A 19,467-nucleotide genomic window follows, 5' to 3' on the forward strand; every position below is an offset into this window, starting at 1 on the left:
GCAGCAGTCAGGGTAGTTTTACCGTGGTCAACGTGGCCGATAGTACCAACGTTAACGTGCGGTTTCGTACGTTCAAATTTTTCTTTAGACACGACTCTATTCCTTATGAAGTCCCTTCTTCACTGTGAGAAGGGACTGAAATTAACGAGTTAAACCGGTAAGTTACCGATTATTTTGCATTACGAGCTTCAATAACAGCCTGAGCTACGTTGTTTGGCGCTTCATTATACTTCAGGAATTCCATGGAGTAAGAAGCACGGCCCTGAGTCTGTGAACGCAGGTCAGTTGCATAACCAAACATTTCAGACAGTGGCACTTGCGCACGGACGATTTTACCGGTAGGCATGTCATCCATACCTTCGATCATACCGCGACGACGGTTCAGGTCACCAATGACGTCACCCATGTAGTCTTCCGGTGTTTCCACCTCAACTTTCATGATTGGTTCCAGCAGAACTGGTTTCGCTTTTTTGAAGCCGTCTTTAAACGCCAGAGATGCTGCCAGTTTAAACGCCAGTTCAGAGGAGTCAACATCATGGTATGAACCGAAGTGCAGACGAACACCCATGTTAACAACAGGGTAGCCTGCTAACGGACCAGATTTCAGCTGCTCCTGGATACCTTTGTCAACCGCAGGGATGTATTCACCAGGAATCACACCACCTTTGATTTCGTTGACAAATTCGTATTCCATGTTGACGCCTTCGGCATCTTTCTTGTTCAGCGGGTACATGTCGATAACAACATGACCGTACTGACCACGACCACCGGACTGTTTAGCGTGTTTACCTTCGATATCAGTCACTTTCATAGTGATTGCTTCGCGGTAAGCAACCTGTGGTTTACCCACGTTCGCTTCAACTTTGAACTCACGACGCATACGGTCGACCAGAACGTCCAGGTGTAATTCACCCATACCGGCGATGATAGTCTGGTTAGTCTCTTCATCACTTGATACGCGGAATGATGGATCTTCCTGTGCCAGACGGCCCAGTGCGATACCCATTTTTTCCTGGTCAGCTTTGGTTTTCGGCTCGATTGCAACGGAGATTACCGGCTCAGGGAATTCCATACGCTCCAGGATGATTGGTGCATCAATCGCACACAGAGTATCACCTGTAGTGACGTCTTTCAGACCGATAGCAGCCGCGATGTCACCAGCGCGAACTTCTTTAATCTCTTCACGTTTGTTAGCGTGCATCTGAACGATACGGCCGAAACGTTCTTTCTTGGATTTAACCGGGTTCAGTACGGTATCACCGGAGTTAACAACACCAGAGTACACGCGGAAGAACGTCAGGTTACCCACGAACGGGTCGGTTGCAATTTTAAATGCCAGAGATGCAAACGGCTCTTCGTCAGAAGAGTGACGCTCAGCCGGGGTATCTTTACCGTCGTCCAGAATACCTTTAATTGCAGGAACTTCTGTCGGAGATGGCAGGTACTCAACAACCGCATCCAGCATCGCCTGAACACCTTTGTTCTTAAATGCAGAACCACAGGTTACCAGGATAATTTCGTTCGCCAGTACGCGCTGACGTAATGCTGATTTGATTTCAGCTTCAGTCAGTTCTTCACCGCCGAGATATTTTTCCATCAGCTCTTCTGAGGCTTCAGCTGCGGCTTCAACCAGATTCTGGTGCCATTCAGCAGCTAATTCCTGCATGTTTGCCGGGATATCTTCGTAGACGAAGGTAACGCCCTGGTCTTCTTCACTCCACTGAATCGCTTTCATTTTAACCAGGTCAACAACACCGGTGAATGATTCTTCAGCGCCGATAGCTAACTGAAGAGGAACCGGAGTAGCCGCTAAGCGGGTTTTGATCTGATCAACAACTTTCAGGAAGTTTGCACCCATACGGTCCATTTTGTTAACGAACGCGATACGAGGTACATGATATTTGTTTGCCTGGCGCCATACGGTTTCAGACTGTGGCTGAACACCACCAACGGCACAGTAAACCATTACAGCACCATCAAGAACACGCATGGAACGTTCTACTTCGATTGTGAAGTCAACGTGCCCCGGGGTGTCGATGATGTTGATGCGGTGTGGTTCAAATTGTTTGCCCATACCGGACCAGAACGCAGTGGTTGCTGCGGAGGTGATAGTAATACCACGCTCTTGTTCCTGCTCCATCCAGTCCATCGTTGCTGAACCTTCGTGGGTCTCACCAATTTTATGGTTCACACCTGTATAAAACAGAATACGTTCTGTTGTGGTGGTTTTACCGGCGTCGATATGTGCACTGATACCGATATTACGGTAACGTGAAATGGGTGTTTGACGAGCCATTTTTTCCTCTCTCTTGGACGTTCGTTTAATTTGGTCGGGCAGCCTTACGGCTACCCTATACACAATTCACTACGGTTTGATTACCAACGGTAGTGTGCGAACGCCTTGTTAGCTTCTGCCATACGGTGAACGTCTTCACGTTTCTTAACGGCAGTGCCTTTGTTTTCAGCTGCATCGGATAATTCATTTGCCAGGCGCAGAGCCATGGACTTATCACCGCGTTTACGGGCAGCTTCAACGATCCAGCGCATTGCTAATGCATTACGGCGGACCGGACGAACTTCAACCGGTACCTGGTAAGTAGAACCACCAACACGGCGGGACTTAACTTCGACAGTCGGACGCACGTTATCCAGTGCGATTTCGAATGCTTCCAGGTGCTCTTTACCTGAACGCTGAGCCAGGGTCTCAAGCGCGGTATATACGATTGATTCTGCGGTAGATTTTTTACCGTCTACCATCAGGATATTTACAAATTTGGCCAGCAGCTCTGATCCGAACTTAGGATCTGGCAGAATTTTACGTTGACCAATTACACGACGACGTGGCATGGAAATACTCCGTTGTTAATTCAGGGTTGTCCAAAACTCAATGAGTTTATTTGACATTAATGCGATAAATGTTTGGCCTTACTTAACGGAGAACCATTAAGCTTTTGGCTTCTTCACACCGTACTTAGAACGAGCTTGTTTACGGTCTTTAACACCGGAACAGTCCAGTGCGCCGCGAACAGTGTGGTAGCGAACACCCGGTAAGTCTTTAACACGACCACCGCGGATCAGGATCACGCTGTGTTCCTGCAGGTTATGACCTTCACCACCGATGTATGAAGAAACTTCAAAACCGTTGGTTAAACGTACACGGCATACTTTACGCAGTGCTGAGTTAGGTTTTTTAGGTGTGGTGGTATATACACGAGTACATACGCCACGTTTTTGCGGGCATGCTTCCAGTGCAGGAACGTTGCTTTTCACAACTTTCGAGCTACGGGATTTGCGAACCAGCTGATTAATCGTTGCCATTATAAAAAAAGCTCCTGGTTTTTTGCTTCGTAAACACGGATTTGTGCCTCGTATCTGTCAAAGACAAAACACGAGGACGCGAAATTTTATTGCTGACGCAACAGGGTGTCAAGAAATATACAATGATATTTGCTATTCCCACGCAAAATGTTGCGTGTGTGTGACCGTGAGCTCCACAAAACCAGTATAGTCTGTGATTCTCACTTTGCCCGAAAGGAACGGTAATAAACCGCGTGCTTCGGCATCCTCCCGCAACACACAGGGAATATGACCCGACTGAATAAGCGCCTGCAACAACGGGTTACCTTCCGTTGCTGCGATTACGCCATCTTCGGTAAAAAGGATGTCATCCTCAGGGGATAACAGATTCAGTAATGATTGGATATCAGTACGAAATGGCGATTGGCTGACAGTATATAGCATCTTGCTCACCGTAAGTAGATCAAAATGACACCACGGCGTCAAATGCCGCCAGTTTCCGGGCCAGTTCCGCCGCACTCAGGCAGGTGACCGGCAGGATATACGGCGTCTCCGGGGATAACCCGCGTGCGGCCATATCCTCCGCACAGCAGTAGCACTCATCAATATCGTACAGCGGCAGGACTTTGAAGGTGGAGATATAATCACGGGCGAGGATTTTTGCCGGTGTCTGTTCCGGTAATAACTGAAGTACCCCGTCAGACACAAAAAAGGCCGCAATCTCTTCCGTATAATTACTGGTTGCCAGCAGTGCATCCAGCCCTTCCCGGCCGCTGTTGCTGCCGTGAGGTGCACTTCTGAAAACAAATGCGATACGTTTCACCGGATCTCCCTAAAACTGGATAACGCGATCACAGGTCATCATGGCTTCCGCCAGAGTTCCCAGGCCGCTGAGGGAAAAACCGTCCGCCAGATTGGCTGCCGCCAGTTTCAGCGACTCCGCCTGTGCGGCATCGGTTACACCGCGGCGCAGCGCCGCTGCCACACAGACTGCCAGCTGAATACCGTTATCGCGGGCAAGCTGCTGCCACTGACGTACCATGTCGGTTTCGTCCCCGGCCGGTGATGTCAGCACATTGGCGTTGCTGACCCCTTCGCGGTAAAAAAACACACACTGAATCCGGTGTCCGGCCGCAATCACATGCTGTGCAAACAGCAACGCGCTGCCGGCACGCTGTGTGCCGTAGGCCGGGCCGGTGACCAGCAGGCAGTAAGATAACGGTGTCATTGCTCTGTGCTGCCTTACTCGCCGTTTTTAAACTGGCGGATGTAGAGATAGACCGTGTGTTTGGAGATATTCAGACGCACCGCCACAAGGTTGATGGCATCTTTGATATCAAATATCCCTTTCTCATACAGGTTCAGTACCACCTGTTTGTTCTTCGCGTTGTTTGCCACGTTGCGGTCGGCATTCACTTCTTCAATCGTCTGTTCCAGTGTCTGTGCCACCAGGTCTTCAACGGAAGAGGCAAAGTTCACATTGGAGGTCTCTTCTGCCAGCTCTTTCGGGATAAACGTCTGAACAATCTGGGAGAACGGCACATCCAGGTTCATGTTAATACACAGCAGCCCGATGATACGGCGTGATTTATTGCGGATAGCAATCGTCAGCGATTTCATCAGTGCCCCGGTTTTCGCCCGTGTGAAATAGGCTTTCGAGGTGCTGCAGTCTTCATCTGTAATGTCGTGCAGCATGCGCAGCGCGAGGTCGGTAATCGGGGAACCGACTTTACGGCCGGTGTGATGACCGTTTGCGATCTTCACCGCTGAGCGCTTCAGATCTTCCAGTGAGTGGAGAACGATTTCACAGTGCTCACCGATGAGCAGCGCCAGGCCATCAACAGCCGCCTCATAGGATTTCAGGATCTCATAATCCGTTTCAGTAAACGGATGATTTACAATGTAATCCGAATCATTGTCATTAAATAATACTGGGTTAGACATTTAATACACCACTCTTTGTAACGTGTGAACGTCGTTGGTTTTACTCATCTGTAATCTTTCACTGCAGGAGGAGGATTACCCTGTCATCATGTATCAATTATATACCCGGATTTCCCGGGTGCAGGAAAGCAGCAAATGACGGGCTTCCGGTTCTGTGCAGGTACCCGCAGGTTAAGTTATAGCGAAAAACAGGCCGTTTTGCGCCTGAGGTGATCAAATTCTGGTAAAAAATACAAAAAAACACGGATGTTTTGCAAATTTTTCATAATCCTGATCGTTGCGGAAACAAAAACCCGCACAACAGGGCGCGGGTTTTTGTCAGTTTCCGGTATCAGCAGGGCTTATTTGGCCGCAGGTTTGATATCCAGTAACTCGACGTCAAAGACCAGGGTGGAGTTGGCAGGGATCCCCGGAACACCGTCGGTGCCGTAAGCTGCTTCCGGCGGGATGACCAATTTGGCTTTACCGCCTTTTTTCATCTGCTTCAAACCTTCGGTCCAGCCTTTGATTACGCTGTCCAGACGGATAGTCAGCGGCTCGTTACGGTCGTAAGAGCTGTCAAACTGGGTACCGTCAATTAATGCGCCTTTATAGTGAACAACAACGGTGTCAGTCTCTTTCGGAGATGCGCCGTTACCGTCTTTCTCAGATTTGTAGAGCACACCGCTCTTGGTTTTTTCAACGCCTTTTTCTTTAGCGAATGCGGCACGGTATTTGTCACCGGCTGCTTTGTTTTCAGTCGCCTCGCGCGCCATTTTTTCCTGAGCGGCACCTTTCACCTGCTCTTCAAAGCCGCGCAGCGTCTGGTTGATCTCTTCATCACTCAGTTTGCTTTTATTATTGAATGCATCCTGAACACCCGCCATCATCTGATCGCGATCCAGATCCAGGCCAATGGATTTCTGCTCATTCAGGGCATTTTCCATGTAACGGCCCAGTGACGCACCCAGCGCATAAGCATTCTGCTGACTTGCGGTTTTAAATGCGCTGTTCAGCTTCACTTCTTCTTTTTTCGGCGCGGTATCCGCATAAGCCTGTGACATACCTAATGTCATTGCCAGCGAGGTTGCGACAACAGTCGCTTTAAACAGTGATTTCATCCTTTTCTCCATAAGTTTTGCAACAGTTACAGGACGTACCTCACAGCAGATCACGTCAGAGAGTCCTTGCAGCCGTCACCGGGCGACATCATAATGTCACGGTTTTGTGATGCTGAGACAACCTTAGCAAAAAGAGGTTTCATAGTAACCCCCCAATAAAAGATATCCTCTCACACTAAGTGTATTTCACAGGAATATTACATACTTTTACACAGTAATCCCCGTCTCAGACAGGAGAAAACGATGGACCTTTTGGAACTTGAACAACGCCTCGAACAGCTTGAAAGCAAAACCGCCTTTCAGGATCTGACCATTGAGGAACTCAATCAGGTGGTAACACAGCAGCAGATGGATATCACCCGGCTGAATGAAAGGCTCCGCCTGCTGACCGAACGCCTGAAAGCCACTCCGGGCTCAAATGTGGCACCGCTGTCAGAAGAAGTGCCGCCACCGCACTACTGATAAAACACAGGTATAAAAAAAGCGCATCCGTCAGAATGCGCTTTTTTTGTCCGGTTCAGATGCGGGTTATCAGTGACAACCGCAGCCGCCGTTACCGTGGCCTTTACCGTGACCGCCACCGCCGCAGCAGCCGCCTTCACCGTGTTCGTGACCATGGTCGTGATCGTGACCATGACCGCCGCCGCAGCAACCGCCTTCTTCGCCGTGGTCGTGACCACCGCAGCAGCCGCCTTCTTCACCGTGAACGTGACCGTGCTCCAGCTCTTCTGCTGTTGCTTCACGCACACCGATAACTTCGACGTGGAATTTCAGGTTCTGACCGGCCAGCATATGGTTGCCGTCAACGATCACTTCGTCACCTTCGATACCGGTGATTTCAACCGGCACAGGACCCATATCGGTGTCTGCCAGGAAACGCATGCCGACTTCCAGCTCATCAACACCGACGAAAACGTCTTTCGGTACGCGCTGAACCAGGTTTTCGTCATACTGACCGTAGGCGTCGTTTGCGCCGACATCGACGTCGAACACATCACCGGCAACACGGCCGTCCAGTGCACTTTCCAGCCCGCTGATCAGCGCGCCGCGACCGTGCAGATAGTCTAACGGAGCACTTGCCGGAGACTCATCAACTAATACACCGTCTTCTGTTCTTACCTGATAAGCCAGGCTCACTACCAGGTCTTTTGCTACTTTCATGGTATCTCCTACACATCCGCGGGGGATAAGATTTTAATTAACGCGCCGATTGTAACGGAATTTACAGCCACTGTATCTGTTTTGGGACAAATTCCCCCAAATTCTCTGTGAAAAGCAGCGGCCTGTTATTCCCCCGGTGTAAAAATACCAATCACCTGTTCATCTTTGCGCACATGCTGCTCCGCATGCGCATCCGCCCGGCGCTCAAGATGGCCGCACTGCACACACTGCACCACGTCCACATTATCCTCACGCCACATGGCGAGGGTATCCTGTGCCTGACACTCAGGGCATACCGCACCCGCAATAAACCGTTTCCGGTTGCTCATTTTTCTGCTCCTGTCTCTGTCCGTCCGCTGCCCGGTGAGTCTTCCGTCAGGTTCCAGCTGTCCGGCAGATGTTTTTCCCGTTTCATTTCATTATCAAACAGATTTTCCAGCTCGCGCCGCGCCTCTTTCACGCGGGAGATATGCGAAATTTCCTCTTCCGCCTGCGGGATAAGCTCACGCAGCAACTGCATATCCAGCCTGCGGAATAATTGCTGCGCCCGGTGTGCTTCCGCCGGATGCGTGCCCAGCCCGATCAGGGTTTTGCGCGCCAGTTCCAGCGCTGACGAGAAGGTTTCGCGGCTGAACTGTGTTACGCCGTGTGTAAGCAGCTCGTGTGCCTCCACCCGTCCCCGGGCGCGGGCAATAATCTGCAGATGCGGGAAGTGCTCCTGACACAACTGCACAATGGTCATAGTATCTTCCGGCTTATCACAGGTAATGACAATCACCTTTGCCGTCTCTGCCCCGGCAGAGCGCAACAATGCGAGTCCTGTCGCATCCCCGTAATAAACCTTATAGCCGTAACGGCGCATGGCACTGACCGCGCTGACATCTTTTTCCAGTACCGTCGGATGTATTTTGTTCGCCATCAGCAGGCGGCCGATGACCTGCCCCATCCGCCCGAAACCGACCAGAATCACATGCGGGTGGTTATCCTCCACAAACGGGGTTTCGCCCGTTCCCGGTTCGGCATTATTGTAACGGCGCGCCAGAATCATATCGATGCCCTGCATCAGCAGCGGCGTGGTCATCATGGAAAGGGTGACCACCACCAGCAGCAGCGCCATCTGATGATCCGTAATCACACGGCTGGCCAGCGCCGCCGAGAACAGCACGAATGCAAATTCCCCACCCTGACTGAGCACCCCGGCAAACTGTAAGCGCCCGCTGCGCCGGCAGGTCAGATGTGCCAGCAGATACAGCACCGTCATTTTGACGCTCACCAGCACAATCACACCCAGCAGAATTTGCGGCAGATACTGCCACAGCACGCCGATATTAAGTGACATACCGACAGAAATAAAGAACATCCCCAGCAGCAGCCCTTTAAACGGCTCGATGGTGATCTCCAGCTCATGGCGGTATTCCGTATCCGCCAGCATCACACCCGCGATAAATGTTCCGAGCGCCATGGAAAACCCGAGCTGCTCCATAAACACCGCAGAGCCGATCACCACCAGCAGCGAGGCGGCGGTAAAGACTTCACTGACCCCGGATTTTACCACCAGCCGGAACAATGGCCGCAGCAGATAGCGTCCGCCGATCAGCAGTCCGGCAAAGGCCAGAATCTTGATACCGATGCGATACCAGTCACTGCCCGCCGTTTCCCCGCCCAGCAGAGGAATAACCGCAAGGATAGGGATCACCGCCATATCCTGGAACAGCAGCACTGAGAATCCCATCTGGCCGCTGTCGTTGTTGGTCATGCCCTTTTCATCCATCAGCTGTAATGCCATCGCTGTGGAGGACATCGCCATTCCCAGCCCGCCGACCACTGCCGCCTGCCAGGAGAAATCCGTCAGCCAGAGCAGCACCCCGAGGATCAGGGCGGAGAACACCACCTGCGCGGTGCCGGTACCGAAAATAGATCGCCGCAGTTTCCACAGTTCACGCGGATTCAGCTCCAGCCCGATAAGAAACATCAGGAACACCACACCAAGCTCAGAGAAGTGCAGCAGCTCATTGACGTTCTTGATAAAGCCCAGCCCCCACGGGCCGATAGCAATCCCCGCCAGCAGATATCCCAGTACCGCGCCGATACGCAGCCGCTGCGCCACCGGCACCATCACCACGGCTGCCGCGAGAAACACAATACCTGCATGCAGCAGGTTGCCGTCAGCTGGCTCCATTTTTACGCCCTCCGGTCAGTTGCGGTGCCCGCAGCCAGTCACAATACGCCTGCGCCTGCTCATGCAGCATGGCTTTTCCCTGGCGGCGTGCGGCATAGAGAATAACCGGTGCCAGCCAGTGCATTTCACACAGTGCCGCCGTCAGCTCAAACGGTCTCAGTAACTCACTGATCGGAAAACGGTTATAGCCGCCGTGCTGATAAGCTTCCGCCGGTTCCCCTGTTGTGATCACCTGGCGCCAGTATTTGCCGGACAGCTGTCTGCCGCCCTGTTCACCGGAGAAATCACGGGTCAGCACGCGGTCAAACCACTCTTTCAGCAGCGCGGGGCAACTGTAAGTGTACAGCGGGTGCTGAAACACAATGATGTCATGCTGCCGCAGCAGTTCCTGCTCATGGCGGATATCGATAAAAAAGTCCGGATAGGTGCCGTACAGGTCATGCACCGTCACATGCCCGAGTTCCGACGCCGCAGAGATAAGCGCCTTGTTGGCGATGGAGTGATGCGGTTCCGGATGGGCGTAAATCAGTAATATAGTCGGATTATTTATCATCACTTCCTCTTAAAAACGTGAGAATCTTTGTGATTTTCGCTACTATGCCCGCTGCAACGATACTCCTCGCCTGCTGACGGGTGATTTGCTGCTGACAACGCACGAATTACATTAATTTTACTCTCAATTACTTACCCTATCGATATTTATGATTGTTTTCTCTTCACTTCAGGTTCGCCGCGGCGTCCGTGTTCTGCTCGACAACGCAACGGCCACCATCAATCCGGGCCAGAAAGTCGGACTGGTGGGAAAAAACGGCTGCGGTAAATCCACGCTGCTGGCGCTGCTTAAGGGCGAATTACAGGCCGAAGCAGGCAGTGTGTCATTTCCGGGAAACTGGTCCATGGCCTGGGTTAACCAGGAAACCCCGGCACTGGATGAACCGGCGATCGAGTATGTCATTGACGGTGACCGCGAATTCCGTGAGCTTGAGGCAAAATTACAGCAGGCGAATGAACAGAATGACGGCCACGCCATTGCCGTGATCCACGGTCAGCTCGACACCCTCGATGCCTGGACCATCCGTTCCCGTGCCGCCACACTGCTGCACGGGCTGGGATTCTCACAGGAACAGCTGGACACCCCGGTACGGGCCTTCTCCGGGGGCTGGCGGATGCGCCTGAACCTGGCACAGGCACTGATTTGCCGCTCTGATCTGCTGCTGCTCGATGAACCGACCAACCACCTGGATCTCGATGCGGTGATCTGGCTGGAAAAATGGCTGAAGAGCTATCCCGGCACTCTGATTCTGATCTCCCATGACCGCGATTTCCTCGATCCGATCATTGATAAAGTCCTGCACATTGAACAAAACGGTCTGTTTGAATACACCGGTAACTACTCCTCCTTTGAGGTGCAGCGTGCCGAGAAAATGGCCCAGCAGCAGGCACAGTATGAAAGTCAGCAGTTACGCCGCGCACATCTGCAGAAATATGTCGATCGTTTCCGCGCTCAGGCGACCAAAGCCAAGCAGGCACAAAGCCGTCTGAAGATGCTGGAACGCATGGAGCTGATTGCCCCGGCACTGGCGGATAACCCGTTCCGTTTCAGTTTCCGCCCGCCTGAAGCACTGCCGAACCCGCTGCTGAAAATGGAAAAAGTCAGCGCCGGGTACGGTGAGAAAGTGGTGCTGGATAATATCAAACTGAACCTGGTGCCCGGTTCACGTATCGGCCTGCTCGGCCGTAACGGCGCGGGTAAATCCACCCTGATTAAAATGCTCGCCGGTGAACTGGAGCCGTTACAGGGCAAAATTGGTCTCGCCAAAGGTATCAAACTGGGTTACTTCGCCCAGCATCAGCTGGAATTTTTACGCGCAGATGAATCCCCGTTACAACATATGGTGCGCCTGGCGCCGGATCAGACTGAACAGCAACTGCGTGATTACCTCGGCGGTTATGGTTTCAAAGGTGATCAGGTGACCGACAACACCGGTCGTTTCTCCGGCGGGGAAAAAGCGCGTCTGGTACTGGCGATGATTATCTGGCAGCGCCCGAACCTGCTGCTGCTCGATGAACCGACAAACCACCTGGATCTGGATATGCGCCAGGCACTGACCGAAGCCCTGATCGAATTTGAGGGAGCGATCGTCGTGGTTTCCCACGATCGTCACCTGCTGCGATCCACCACCGATGATCTGTACCTGGTGCATGATGGTCAGGTCGAGCCGTTTGACGGCGATCTGGATGATTATCAGCGCTGGCTGGCAGACAGTCAGAAACAGATGCGCCAGAGTGCGGAGCCGGCGGCGGAAAACGGCGAGGAAAAAAATACCGTCACCGCGCAGGATCGCAAAGAGCAGAAACGCCGTGAGGCGGAATTCCGCCAGCAGACTCAGCCGCTGCGCAAAGAATCTGAGAAACTGGAAAAAACCATGAGCCGGTTATCGGACGCCATTGCCGTGATTGAGGAAAAACTCGGTGACAGCGGCCTGTATGATCAGTCCCGCAAAGCCGAGCTGAACACCTGCCTTCAGGAACAGGCGCAGTTCAAAGCTGAGCTGGAAGAGGCGGAAATGGCCTGGATGGAGATTCAGGAAAACCTCGAAGCCATGACACAGGCCTTTGAAAATCAGTAAATGATAAAGAGCGGCCCCTGCCGCTCTCTTTTCTTATCAGCCGTCCAGGCTGTTAATCATGGTGCGGGCATTGATCACCAGCCGCCGCGCCTGCTCTTCCCGCCGCTGTAACAGCGCCATAAACAGCAGATCCGTCACTGTATTCTGCGCCGTCCGTGAGGAAATAGACGAACTGCGCCACTCGTTTTCTTCCGCGACCGTTTCCAGCACATAATCCGCCATTTTTGCCAGCGGTGACTGACGGTTCCCGGTAATCGCAATCAGCGTGGCATTCTGTTTTTTCGCCGTGGCGGCGGTGACCAGCATATCCTTGCGTTTGCCGCTGAATGACAATACCACCAGCACATCCTTTTCGGTCAGCGTCTGGGAAAAAGCGATCTGGATATGGTGATCGGCTTCCGCCAGTGTCATCAGCCCGATTTTCTGAAGTTTATAGGCCAGATCTTTCGCCGTCAGCCCGGAGCCGCCGATACCGGCGACCTGAATACAGCGGGCATTATCCAGACAGGCGACAATCTCTGCCATCTGTTCAAAATCGAGCCGCCGTGTGGTTTCCGTAATGGAATTCTGCTTTTCCTGTGCCAGTTTCTGCGCGATCACCAGCAGCGGATCATGTGCTTCTATCCGGTTATGCAGCGCCTGCTGCTGATTAGCTGCCAGCACCCGGTTGCGGCCAATCTCTTCGCTGATAGCGACTTTCAGTGCCGGAAAACCCTTAAATCCCAGTTTCTGACTAAACTTCACTATAGCGGACTGACTCACGCCCACCCGCTCCGCCAGTACCTGGGAGGAAAGTGTCACGGTTTCTTCCGGCTGCGCCAGGATGAAATCGGCAATATGCTGCTGATTGGTCGCCAGCTCTGCTTTTACCCAGCTGATTTTTGTCAGGATCGCCATGTGTACCTGTTTTCCTTCTGCGGAGAATAAAAAAGGAATAAATTATTTTAACTAAAATGACGAATTATTCCTGATAAAGGACGTATCTGACTAATAAAAAATACATTTATATTCAATTAAATATAAAAAATAAAATGATGATGGGAAATGAAACTATTCCTGCTATAGCATCATAGTTGAATAGATTGCTCTGTGATAATTCTCACACAAAAAGAATATTTAATTCTCTAGCATGCGATTATATCTTATACAAAGGATCACGCATGAAGATTGACTTAACCTCAATGATTACCGAGAGCCGCAACCCGGCAAGCGCGGATATCGACAGCCTGCCGACATTAGATATGCTGCGGGTGATTAACCGCGAAGACCAGACCGTGGCCCTTGCCGTGGAAAAAACACTGCCGCAGGTGGCACAGGTGGTGGATGCGGTGGCACAGGCATTCCGCCTGGGCGGACGGCTGATTTATATGGGCGCGGGCACCTCCGGCCGTCTCGGGATACTGGATGCCAGTGAGTGTCCGCCGACCTTCGGCACCCCGGCAGAGCAGGTGGTCGGTCTGATTGCCGGTGGTCACAAAGCTATCCTGAAAGCCGTTGAAAATGCGGAAGATAACCGCGAACTGGCGGTGAGTGATCTGAAAGCCCTGAATTTCAATGAAAAAGATGTGTTAGTCGGGATCGCCGCCAGCGGCCGTACCCCCTATGTGCTGGGCGGTATGGAATACGCACTGTCACTCGGTGCAACGGTAGCCGCTGTCAGCTGTAATCCGGACAGTGAAATGAGCCGTCTGGCCGGTATCGCCATCACACCGGTGGTCGGCCCGGAAGTCATTACCGGTTCCTCCCGCATGAAAGCCGGCACCGCCCAGAAACTGATACTCAATATGATCACCACCGGCGCCATGATCCGCTCCGGGAAAGTGTACGGCAACCTGATGGCGGATGTGGAAGCGACCAACGCCAAACTGGTTGAGCGGCAGAAACGTATTGTGATGGCCGCAACGGAATGTGACAGAGCGACCGCAGAACAAGCCCTTGCCGCCTGTGACGGACACTGCAAGACCGCCATCGTGATGATCCTGGCACAGCTGAGTGCCGGTGACGCCAAAGCCCTGCTGGCACAGCATCAGGGGTTTATCCGTGACGCGCTGACCGGCGCGGCGCACTCTTAACGCAAGGTAATCACCATGGCCAAAATCAATCAGTCAACCATCATACAGATTCTGGATGCCATCGGCGGTCCGGGTAACGTGGCACAGAGCGGTAACTGTATGACCCGCCTGCGTCTGACACTGAACAACACACAGCTGGCGGATAAAATCGCCATCAAAAAAATTGAGGGCGTGCTGGGTGTGATTGAAAGTGATGAGCAGTTCCAGATTGTGCTGGGGCCGGGCAAAGCACAAACCGCCGCAGAGCTGATGCAGAAATATCTGGATGAGCATGTACCGGGCAGTGAACCGGACAGCCGCAGCCTGAAAGAGATTGCCGCTGATCAGAAGCAGCATCTGAAAGAAAAACAAACAAACCCGGTACAGCGTTTTCTCGCCAAATTCGCCACTATTTTTACCCCGCTCATTCCCGGGTTTATCGGTGTGGGTCTGCTGCTCGGCTTTGCCACACTGTTTGAATCGCTCTGGGTCACCGGAAATCCGTCCCCGAACGGCACACTGGTCGAAGTGCTCAGTTACATGAAGGTCTTCGGCAAAGGGCTGTTTACCTTTATGGGGATCCTGATCGGCTATAACGCGCAGAAAGCCTTCGGCGGATCCGGTGTCAATGGTGCAATCATCGCGGCGCTGTTTATCCTCGGTTATGATCCGCAGGCGACCAAAGGTTTCTACTCCGGTATGGAAACATTCTTCGGTCACGGCATTGACCCGCGCGGTAACATTATCGGTATTCTGATCGCCACCATCACCGGTGCATGGGTCGAACGCCAGGTGCGGCGTTTTATCCCTGCTAACCTGGATATCATTCTGACCTCCGCCATCACCCTGCTGATTATGGGCGCACTGACCTTTATTGTGATTATGCCGGTCGGCGTCTGGCTGTTTGACGGCATGTCCTGGCTGTTTATGCACCTTAACGCTAACCCGTTCGGCGCTGCTGTTCTCGCCGGTCTGTTCCTGATAGCGGTGATGTTTGGTATCCACCAGGGCTTTATCCCGGTGTATACCGCGCTGGTCGGCACTCAGGGTTTTAACTCCCTGTTCCCGATCCTCGCCATGGCGGGTGCCGGTCAGGTCGGTGCTGCGCTGGCACTGTATGTCCGCGCGAAAAAAGACTCGGTGCTGCGTAATCAAATCCGGGGAGCAATTATCCCGGGCTTCCTCGGCATCGGCGAACCGCTAATCTACGGCGTGACCCTGCCGCGCGTGAAGCCGTTTATCACTGCCTGCTGCGGTGGTGCAGCCGGCGGGTTCTTTATCGGGCTTGTCGCCTGGTTCGGCTATCCGGTCGGGCTGAATACCGTTTTCGGGCCATCGGGGATTATCGCCATTCCGGTGATGACATCCGACAGTGGTATCTTCATGGGGATGGCGGTCTATACCGGCGGGTTACTCGTCGCCTATCTGGCCGGATTCCTGTTTACCCTGCTGTTCGGCAGTAAGAATGTGGATTTAAGCTGATTTCGCTGCAGCGATAAAAAAACAGACCGCAATGCGGTCTGTTTTTCATTCAGCTTCTGTTTTTGTTCCGCAGGTTATATTATGTCTGCTATTCAAGCCAGATGAGCGGCACACAGGCGGCGGTGAGTAACCCCATCACAATATTGAAGGTGAACCAGGCATTGCGGCTGCGCAGAAAAAAGCCGATAAAGGCACCGAATCCGATCCAGATAAGCCCGGCAACCAGATTCACAGAGACCATCACAATACTCATCACTCCGACAGACAGCATATACGCATCACCGCTCAGGCTGTAACTGCCGACCGCCCCCAGTCCCATCAGCCAGGCCTTGGGATTGATAAACTGTAACAGCGCCCCCTGATACCAGGTGACGGCCTTACTGACCTGCGGTTCATTAAGCTCCTGATACGGTGCGGTAGCCAGTTTTTTGGCAAGCCACAGAAGGTAAAGACTACCCGCAATTTTCATAGCAGTATGCAATTTGGGATAAATCAGTAAAATAGCCGCAACACCAAAGGCTGAAAGGTATAATACCGTCTGCATGCCGAGCATAATACCAGCCATCAGTGCCAGCGTACGGCGAAAGCCGAGCTGTGCACCGGAGGCGGTCAGTAACATATTATTGGGGCCGGGCGTGACTGCCGCGATAAACATAAATACGGAAAGTGAGATAAAAAGATGTGCGGTCATGAGTAATCCGGCAACGTGGTCATTTTCTTCCCGGAAAATTACCAGTATGTTTTTCATTAAACAAGAGATGTTTTTTCATTACGAATCTAACTATGTCTAGTCATTTTCAACCGATTTCCTGGGCAACCAACCCGCACCTGCAAACGTTGCTGCCCCGGATTTTCCGCCGGAAACCGACGATAAAACCATTCTGGCAGCGCCTGACACTGCCGGATGATGATTTTATTGATCTTGCATGGAGCGAAGATCCCGATACCGCACGCCATAAACCACGGCTGGTCATCTTTCACGGGCTGGAAGGCAGTTTCCGCAGCCCGTATGCGCACGGTATCCTGGCTGCGGCCGCCCGTCAGGGCTGGCTGGGTGTTGTTATGCATTTTCGCGGATGCAGCGGCGAGCCGAACCGCTCCAGACGGATTTACCACTCCGGTGAAACCGAAGATGCCCGTTATCTGCTGAACTGGCTGCAGGATACCTACGGGAAAGTACCGACCGGCGCGGTCGGTTATTCACTCGGCGGCAATATGCTGGCCTGTTATCTCGCCGAAGAGGGTGAGAATGCCGCAGTGGATGCAGGTATTGTGGTTTCCGCCCCGCTGATGCTGGAGCCGTGCTCTTTCAAAATGGAAAAAGGCTTTTCCCGTTTTTATCAGTGGTATCTGCTGAAAGGGCTGAAACGTAATGCCACCCGCAAACTGGTGCGCTACCCGAATTCACTGCCGACAAACCTGCTGCATATCCGCGCGATTAAACGGATCCGCGAATTTGATGACATTATCACCTCACGGATCCACGGCTTCCGCGATGCCTCGGATTACTACCGCCGCTGCAGTGCCCTGCCGAAACTCCCAGCCGTACGTAAGCCGATGCTGATCATCCACGCCAAAGATGATCCTTTTATGGCACAGGAAGTGGTGCCGGATCTGTCACAACTGCCGCCGTGTGTGGAGTACCAGATGACCGAACACGGCGGCCATGTCGGCTTTGTGTCCGGCAGCTGGCGCCGTCCGCGTTTATGGCTGGAGGAGCGCATCCCTGAATGGCTCGCGCCGCATCTGGCCGCAAAGGAGACACCATGATTATTCCCTGGCAGGATATCGCGCCGGAAACACTGGAAAGTATCCTGGAAAGTGTGGTGCTGCGCGAAGGCACCGACTACGGCGAACATGAAAAATCACTCAGTGATAAAGTGGCGGATCTTTACACGCAACTCAAAAACGGCGACATTGTGATTGTCTGGTCGGAATTACACGAAACACTCAACATCATGCCGTCGGCACAATTCCGCGGCTGATTCAGCCGGAGGAAACGCCGCATGTCACGGACCCACCCGATTATCGCCGTTACCGGCTCCAGCGGAGCCGGTACCACTACCACCAGTCAGGCTTTCCGTAAAATTTTCCAGCAACTGGATGCGGTTCCGGCCATTATTGAAGGTGACAGTTTCCACCGTTACACGCGGCCGGAAATGGATGCCGCCATCCGCAAGGCCCGCGAGCAGGGCCGCCACATCAGCTATTTCGGGCCCGAAGCCAACGATTTTGGCCTGCTCGAAAGCACATTCCGCCAGTACAGCGAAAGCGGCAGCGGCGAACGCCGCAAATACCTGCATACCTATGATGAAGCCGTGCCCTATAATCAGCTGCCCGGCACCTTCACCCCCCGCGAGGCACTTCCTGCCGGGACGGATGTACTTTTCTATGAGGGATTACACGGCGGCGTGGTCACGCCGGAACATGATATTGCCGGACATGTGGATCTGCTGGTCGGCGTGGTACCGATAGTCAATCTGGAGTGGATACAGAAGTTAGTCCGTGACACCAATGATCGCGGCCATTCACGGGAGGCGGTAATGGATTCTGTCGTGCGTTCGATGGATGATTACATCCGCTATATCACCCCGCAGTTTTCCCGCACCCACATTAACTTCCAGCGGGTGCCGACGGTGGATACCTCAAACCCGTTCTCGGCCAAATCCATTCCGTCACAGGATGAAAGCTTTACCGTGATCCGCTTCCGCGGCCTGAAAAAAATCGATTTTCCCTATTTGTTATCCATGCTTCAGGGCTCCTTTATTTCCGCCTCAAATACCATCGTCGTCCCCGGCGGAAAATTAGGGCTGGCGATGGAATTAATAATGGCACCGCTGGCAGAGCAATTATTGCAGGGAAAACAAATAAACAAGCGATAAAAAAACCGGGTAATAATGTATTACCCGGTTTATTTTCAAAAATAAAAATAATATTTCAAAAAATCATTCAATATTCTTTACTTCAAAACTATGCGTAATGTTAACACTTTCGCCTAACATTAATGAAACAGAGCAATATTTCTCAGCGGATAATTGCACGGCACGCCCGACAACGTTTTCAGTCAGGTCACGGCCGGTCACAATAAAATGCAGATTAATATGAGTGAATAAACGTGGCGCGGTTTCACGACGTTCAGCGGTGAGTTTTACATCACAATCAATGACTTGATTACGGCCTTTTTGCAAAATAGAGACAACATCAATGGCGCTGCAGCCACCGGTTGCCATCAGTACCATCTCCATCGGGTTCGGGGCTTTTTCACCGGCATTACCGTCCATTGTAATCTGGTGTCCTGACGCGGATTCCCCTAAGAAAGTCATGTTCTCAACCCACTTTACACGCGCTTCCATTTTTATACCCTCATCATCAATATAATTCACGACAGACTACCCTTTCATTCACGGGCTGGCAATCTATCCCATAGTTTATTATGCTGAAGCGAGACAGTGGAAGACAGGACAGTTTTCCTGTGCTAAAAACACGGCAAGGATTTATCTATGGCTAAGATCAATATCTTTCCGTGAGGATTATTATACTATTTTAATAAACTAACTTGCCGGAAATTCAGCAAGTTAATATGATAAGCTAAGACTTTATATAATTGCAGAGCGTAAACAACG

The 19,467-nt window shown here is 52.2% G+C and carries 23 protein-coding genes; 7 read left to right on the top strand and 16 right to left on the bottom strand.

The genetic code is table 11. The features are described from left to right. The 9 genes from GN208_RS07685 to fkpA all read right to left on the bottom strand — a co-directional run. Positions 1–92 (bottom strand): GTP-binding protein (locus GN208_RS07685; RefSeq protein ID WP_001978617.1); only part of this gene is annotated, 92 nt, incomplete at its 3' end. Positions 93–169: 77 nt separating this feature from the next. Beyond that, on the bottom strand, positions 170–2,296 hold the full coding sequence (fusA, locus tag GN208_RS07690; protein WP_004236495.1) for an elongation factor G: 2,127 nt from the start codon (positions 2,294–2,296) through the stop codon (positions 170–172). 80 nt (positions 2,297–2,376) lie between these two features. Further along, the gene (rpsG, locus tag GN208_RS07695; RefSeq protein ID WP_004240719.1) at positions 2,377–2,847 is read right to left on the bottom strand and encodes a 30S ribosomal protein S7; all 471 of its coding nucleotides are present in this window, start codon (positions 2,845–2,847) and stop codon (positions 2,377–2,379) included. A 96-nt stretch (positions 2,848–2,943) separates the two neighbouring features. Next, complete coding sequence (rpsL, locus tag GN208_RS07700; RefSeq protein WP_004236497.1) at positions 2,944–3,318, bottom strand: 30S ribosomal protein S12; 375 nt, start codon at positions 3,316–3,318, stop codon at positions 2,944–2,946. A gap of 132 nt (positions 3,319–3,450) precedes the next feature. Next, positions 3,451–3,741, bottom strand: a complete 291-nt coding sequence (tusB, locus tag GN208_RS07705; RefSeq protein WP_024473585.1) for a sulfurtransferase complex subunit TusB — start codon at positions 3,739–3,741, stop codon at positions 3,451–3,453. A 19-nt stretch (positions 3,742–3,760) separates the two neighbouring features. Further along, entirely contained in the window at positions 3,761–4,120 is a 360-nt protein-coding gene (gene tusC / locus GN208_RS07710) for a sulfurtransferase complex subunit TusC (protein WP_015422412.1), read from the bottom strand. Positions 4,121–4,129: 9 nt separating this feature from the next. Further along, positions 4,130–4,525, bottom strand: coding sequence for a sulfurtransferase complex subunit TusD (gene tusD, locus GN208_RS07715; protein WP_004236499.1), 396 nt, complete (start codon positions 4,523–4,525; stop codon positions 4,130–4,132). A 14-nt stretch (positions 4,526–4,539) separates the two neighbouring features. After that, positions 4,540–5,241, bottom strand: a complete 702-nt coding sequence (locus tag GN208_RS07720; protein ID WP_004236501.1) for a transcriptional regulator — start codon at positions 5,239–5,241, stop codon at positions 4,540–4,542. 341 nt (positions 5,242–5,582) lie between these two features. Further along, positions 5,583–6,341, bottom strand: coding sequence for an FKBP-type peptidyl-prolyl cis-trans isomerase (gene fkpA, locus GN208_RS07725; protein ID WP_004240721.1), 759 nt, complete (start codon positions 6,339–6,341; stop codon positions 5,583–5,585). 243 nt (positions 6,342–6,584) lie between these two features. Here fkpA and GN208_RS07730 point away from each other — a divergent pair, with 243 nt between their 5' ends. Continuing rightward, positions 6,585–6,803 (top strand): SlyX family protein, encoded by a 219-nt coding sequence (locus tag GN208_RS07730; protein ID WP_004240722.1) that lies wholly within the window; start codon positions 6,585–6,587, stop codon positions 6,801–6,803. 69 nt (positions 6,804–6,872) lie between these two features. Here the strand turns inward: GN208_RS07730 and slyD are convergent, their stop codons facing one another. From slyD to kefG, 4 genes are all read right to left on the bottom strand, one after another. After that, a complete protein-coding gene (gene slyD / locus GN208_RS07735) occupies positions 6,873–7,502 on the bottom strand; it encodes a peptidylprolyl isomerase (protein WP_004236504.1) in 630 nt (209 codons plus the stop codon). Between the two features lie 125 nt (positions 7,503–7,627). After that, entirely contained in the window at positions 7,628–7,831 is a 204-nt protein-coding gene (locus tag GN208_RS07740) for a YheV family putative zinc ribbon protein (protein ID WP_004236505.1), read from the bottom strand. Beyond that, complete coding sequence (gene kefB, locus GN208_RS07745) at positions 7,828–9,681, bottom strand: glutathione-regulated potassium-efflux system protein KefB (RefSeq protein WP_004236506.1); 1,854 nt, start codon at positions 9,679–9,681, stop codon at positions 7,828–7,830. Before kefB ends, GN208_RS07740 begins: the two co-directional genes overlap by 4 nt. Then, positions 9,668–10,234, bottom strand: a complete 567-nt coding sequence (kefG, locus tag GN208_RS07750) for a glutathione-regulated potassium-efflux system ancillary protein KefG (protein WP_004236507.1) — start codon at positions 10,232–10,234, stop codon at positions 9,668–9,670. Before kefG ends, kefB begins: the two co-directional genes overlap by 14 nt. Positions 10,235–10,382: 148 nt before the next feature. On the opposite strand from kefG, the gene GN208_RS07755 reads away from it, so the two are divergent. Further along, a complete protein-coding gene (locus GN208_RS07755; RefSeq protein ID WP_004236508.1) occupies positions 10,383–12,311 on the top strand; it encodes an ABC transporter ATP-binding protein in 1,929 nt (642 codons plus the stop codon). A gap of 36 nt (positions 12,312–12,347) precedes the next feature. Here GN208_RS07755 and GN208_RS07760 read toward each other — a convergent pair whose 3' ends face one another. After that, positions 12,348–13,208, bottom strand: coding sequence for an SIS domain-containing protein (locus tag GN208_RS07760; RefSeq protein ID WP_004236509.1), 861 nt, complete (start codon positions 13,206–13,208; stop codon positions 12,348–12,350). A 263-nt stretch (positions 13,209–13,471) separates the two neighbouring features. Here GN208_RS07760 and murQ point away from each other — a divergent pair, with 263 nt between their 5' ends. Then, entirely contained in the window at positions 13,472–14,383 is a 912-nt protein-coding gene (gene murQ, locus GN208_RS07765) for an N-acetylmuramic acid 6-phosphate etherase (RefSeq protein WP_015422411.1), read from the top strand. Between the two features lie 15 nt (positions 14,384–14,398). Continuing rightward, entirely contained in the window at positions 14,399–15,844 is a 1,446-nt protein-coding gene (murP, locus tag GN208_RS07770; protein ID WP_004236511.1) for a PTS N-acetylmuramic acid transporter subunit IIBC, read from the top strand. Between the two features lie 88 nt (positions 15,845–15,932). Here murP and GN208_RS07775 read toward each other — a convergent pair whose 3' ends face one another. Beyond that, positions 15,933–16,535, bottom strand: a complete 603-nt coding sequence (locus tag GN208_RS07775) for a LysE family translocator (RefSeq protein WP_243828325.1) — start codon at positions 16,533–16,535, stop codon at positions 15,933–15,935. A gap of 92 nt (positions 16,536–16,627) precedes the next feature. On the opposite strand from GN208_RS07775, the gene GN208_RS07780 reads away from it, so the two are divergent. Genes GN208_RS07780 through GN208_RS07790 form a run of 3 tightly spaced genes read left to right on the top strand, consistent with a single transcriptional unit; the run spans position 16,628 to position 18,726 of the window. Then, positions 16,628–17,614, top strand: coding sequence for a hydrolase (locus GN208_RS07780; protein ID WP_015422410.1), 987 nt, complete (start codon positions 16,628–16,630; stop codon positions 17,612–17,614). Beyond that, a complete protein-coding gene (locus GN208_RS07785) occupies positions 17,611–17,829 on the top strand; it encodes a YheU family protein (protein ID WP_004236514.1) in 219 nt (72 codons plus the stop codon). Before GN208_RS07780 ends, GN208_RS07785 begins: the two co-directional genes overlap by 4 nt. Positions 17,830–17,850: 21 nt before the next feature. Continuing rightward, entirely contained in the window at positions 17,851–18,726 is an 876-nt protein-coding gene (locus tag GN208_RS07790) for a phosphoribulokinase (RefSeq protein ID WP_004236515.1), read from the top strand. A gap of 63 nt (positions 18,727–18,789) precedes the next feature. Here the strand turns inward: GN208_RS07790 and GN208_RS07795 are convergent, their stop codons facing one another. Further along, positions 18,790–19,197, bottom strand: a complete 408-nt coding sequence (locus GN208_RS07795; RefSeq protein WP_015422409.1) for an OsmC family protein — start codon at positions 19,195–19,197, stop codon at positions 18,790–18,792. Positions 19,198–19,467 lie beyond the last annotated feature (270 nt).

It is taken from the genome of Morganella sp. HSTU-ASny43, from assembly GCF_022819185.1.
GTDB lineage: Bacteria > Pseudomonadota > Gammaproteobacteria > Enterobacterales > Enterobacteriaceae > Morganella > Morganella morganii.

Bases quoted from the DNA above. Each gene is read 5' to 3' on its own strand.
- GN208_RS07755 (WP_004236508.1), top strand. From the start codon at position 10,383: ATGATTGTTTTCTCTTCACTTCAGGTTCGCCGCGGCGTCCGTGTTCTG.
- murQ (WP_015422411.1), top strand. From the start codon at position 13,472: ATGAAGATTGACTTAACCTCAATGATTACCGAGAGCCGCAACCCGGCA.
- murP (WP_004236511.1), top strand. From the start codon at position 14,399: ATGGCCAAAATCAATCAGTCAACCATCATACAGATTCTGGATGCCATC.
- tusB (WP_024473585.1), bottom strand. From the start codon at position 3,741: ATGCTATATACTGTCAGCCAATCGCCATTTCGTACTGATATCCAATCA.
- GN208_RS07775 (WP_243828325.1), bottom strand. From the start codon at position 16,535: ATGACCGCACATCTTTTTATCTCACTTTCCGTATTTATGTTTATCGCG.
- GN208_RS07785 (WP_004236514.1), top strand. From the start codon at position 17,611: ATGATTATTCCCTGGCAGGATATCGCGCCGGAAACACTGGAAAGTATC.
- kefB (WP_004236506.1), bottom strand. From the start codon at position 9,681: ATGGAGCCAGCTGACGGCAACCTGCTGCATGCAGGTATTGTGTTTCTC.
- GN208_RS07740 (WP_004236505.1), bottom strand. From the start codon at position 7,831: ATGAGCAACCGGAAACGGTTTATTGCGGGTGCGGTATGCCCTGAGTGT.
- rpsL (WP_004236497.1), bottom strand. From the start codon at position 3,318: ATGGCAACGATTAATCAGCTGGTTCGCAAATCCCGTAGCTCGAAAGTT.
- GN208_RS07760 (WP_004236509.1), bottom strand. From the start codon at position 13,208: ATGGCGATCCTGACAAAAATCAGCTGGGTAAAAGCAGAGCTGGCGACC.
- slyD (WP_004236504.1), bottom strand. From the start codon at position 7,502: ATGAAAGTAGCAAAAGACCTGGTAGTGAGCCTGGCTTATCAGGTAAGA.
- GN208_RS07795 (WP_015422409.1), bottom strand. From the start codon at position 19,197: ATGGAAGCGCGTGTAAAGTGGGTTGAGAACATGACTTTCTTAGGGGAA.
- GN208_RS07720 (WP_004236501.1), bottom strand. From the start codon at position 5,241: ATGTCTAACCCAGTATTATTTAATGACAATGATTCGGATTACATTGTA.
- rpsG (WP_004240719.1), bottom strand. From the start codon at position 2,847: ATGCCACGTCGTCGTGTAATTGGTCAACGTAAAATTCTGCCAGATCCT.
- tusD (WP_004236499.1), bottom strand. From the start codon at position 4,525: ATGACACCGTTATCTTACTGCCTGCTGGTCACCGGCCCGGCCTACGGC.
- GN208_RS07790 (WP_004236515.1), top strand. From the start codon at position 17,851: ATGTCACGGACCCACCCGATTATCGCCGTTACCGGCTCCAGCGGAGCC.
- GN208_RS07780 (WP_015422410.1), top strand. From the start codon at position 16,628: ATGTCTAGTCATTTTCAACCGATTTCCTGGGCAACCAACCCGCACCTG.
- fkpA (WP_004240721.1), bottom strand. From the start codon at position 6,341: ATGAAATCACTGTTTAAAGCGACTGTTGTCGCAACCTCGCTGGCAATG.
- GN208_RS07730 (WP_004240722.1), top strand. From the start codon at position 6,585: ATGGACCTTTTGGAACTTGAACAACGCCTCGAACAGCTTGAAAGCAAA.
- kefG (WP_004236507.1), bottom strand. From the start codon at position 10,234: ATGATAAATAATCCGACTATATTACTGATTTACGCCCATCCGGAACCG.
- fusA (WP_004236495.1), bottom strand. From the start codon at position 2,296: ATGGCTCGTCAAACACCCATTTCACGTTACCGTAATATCGGTATCAGT.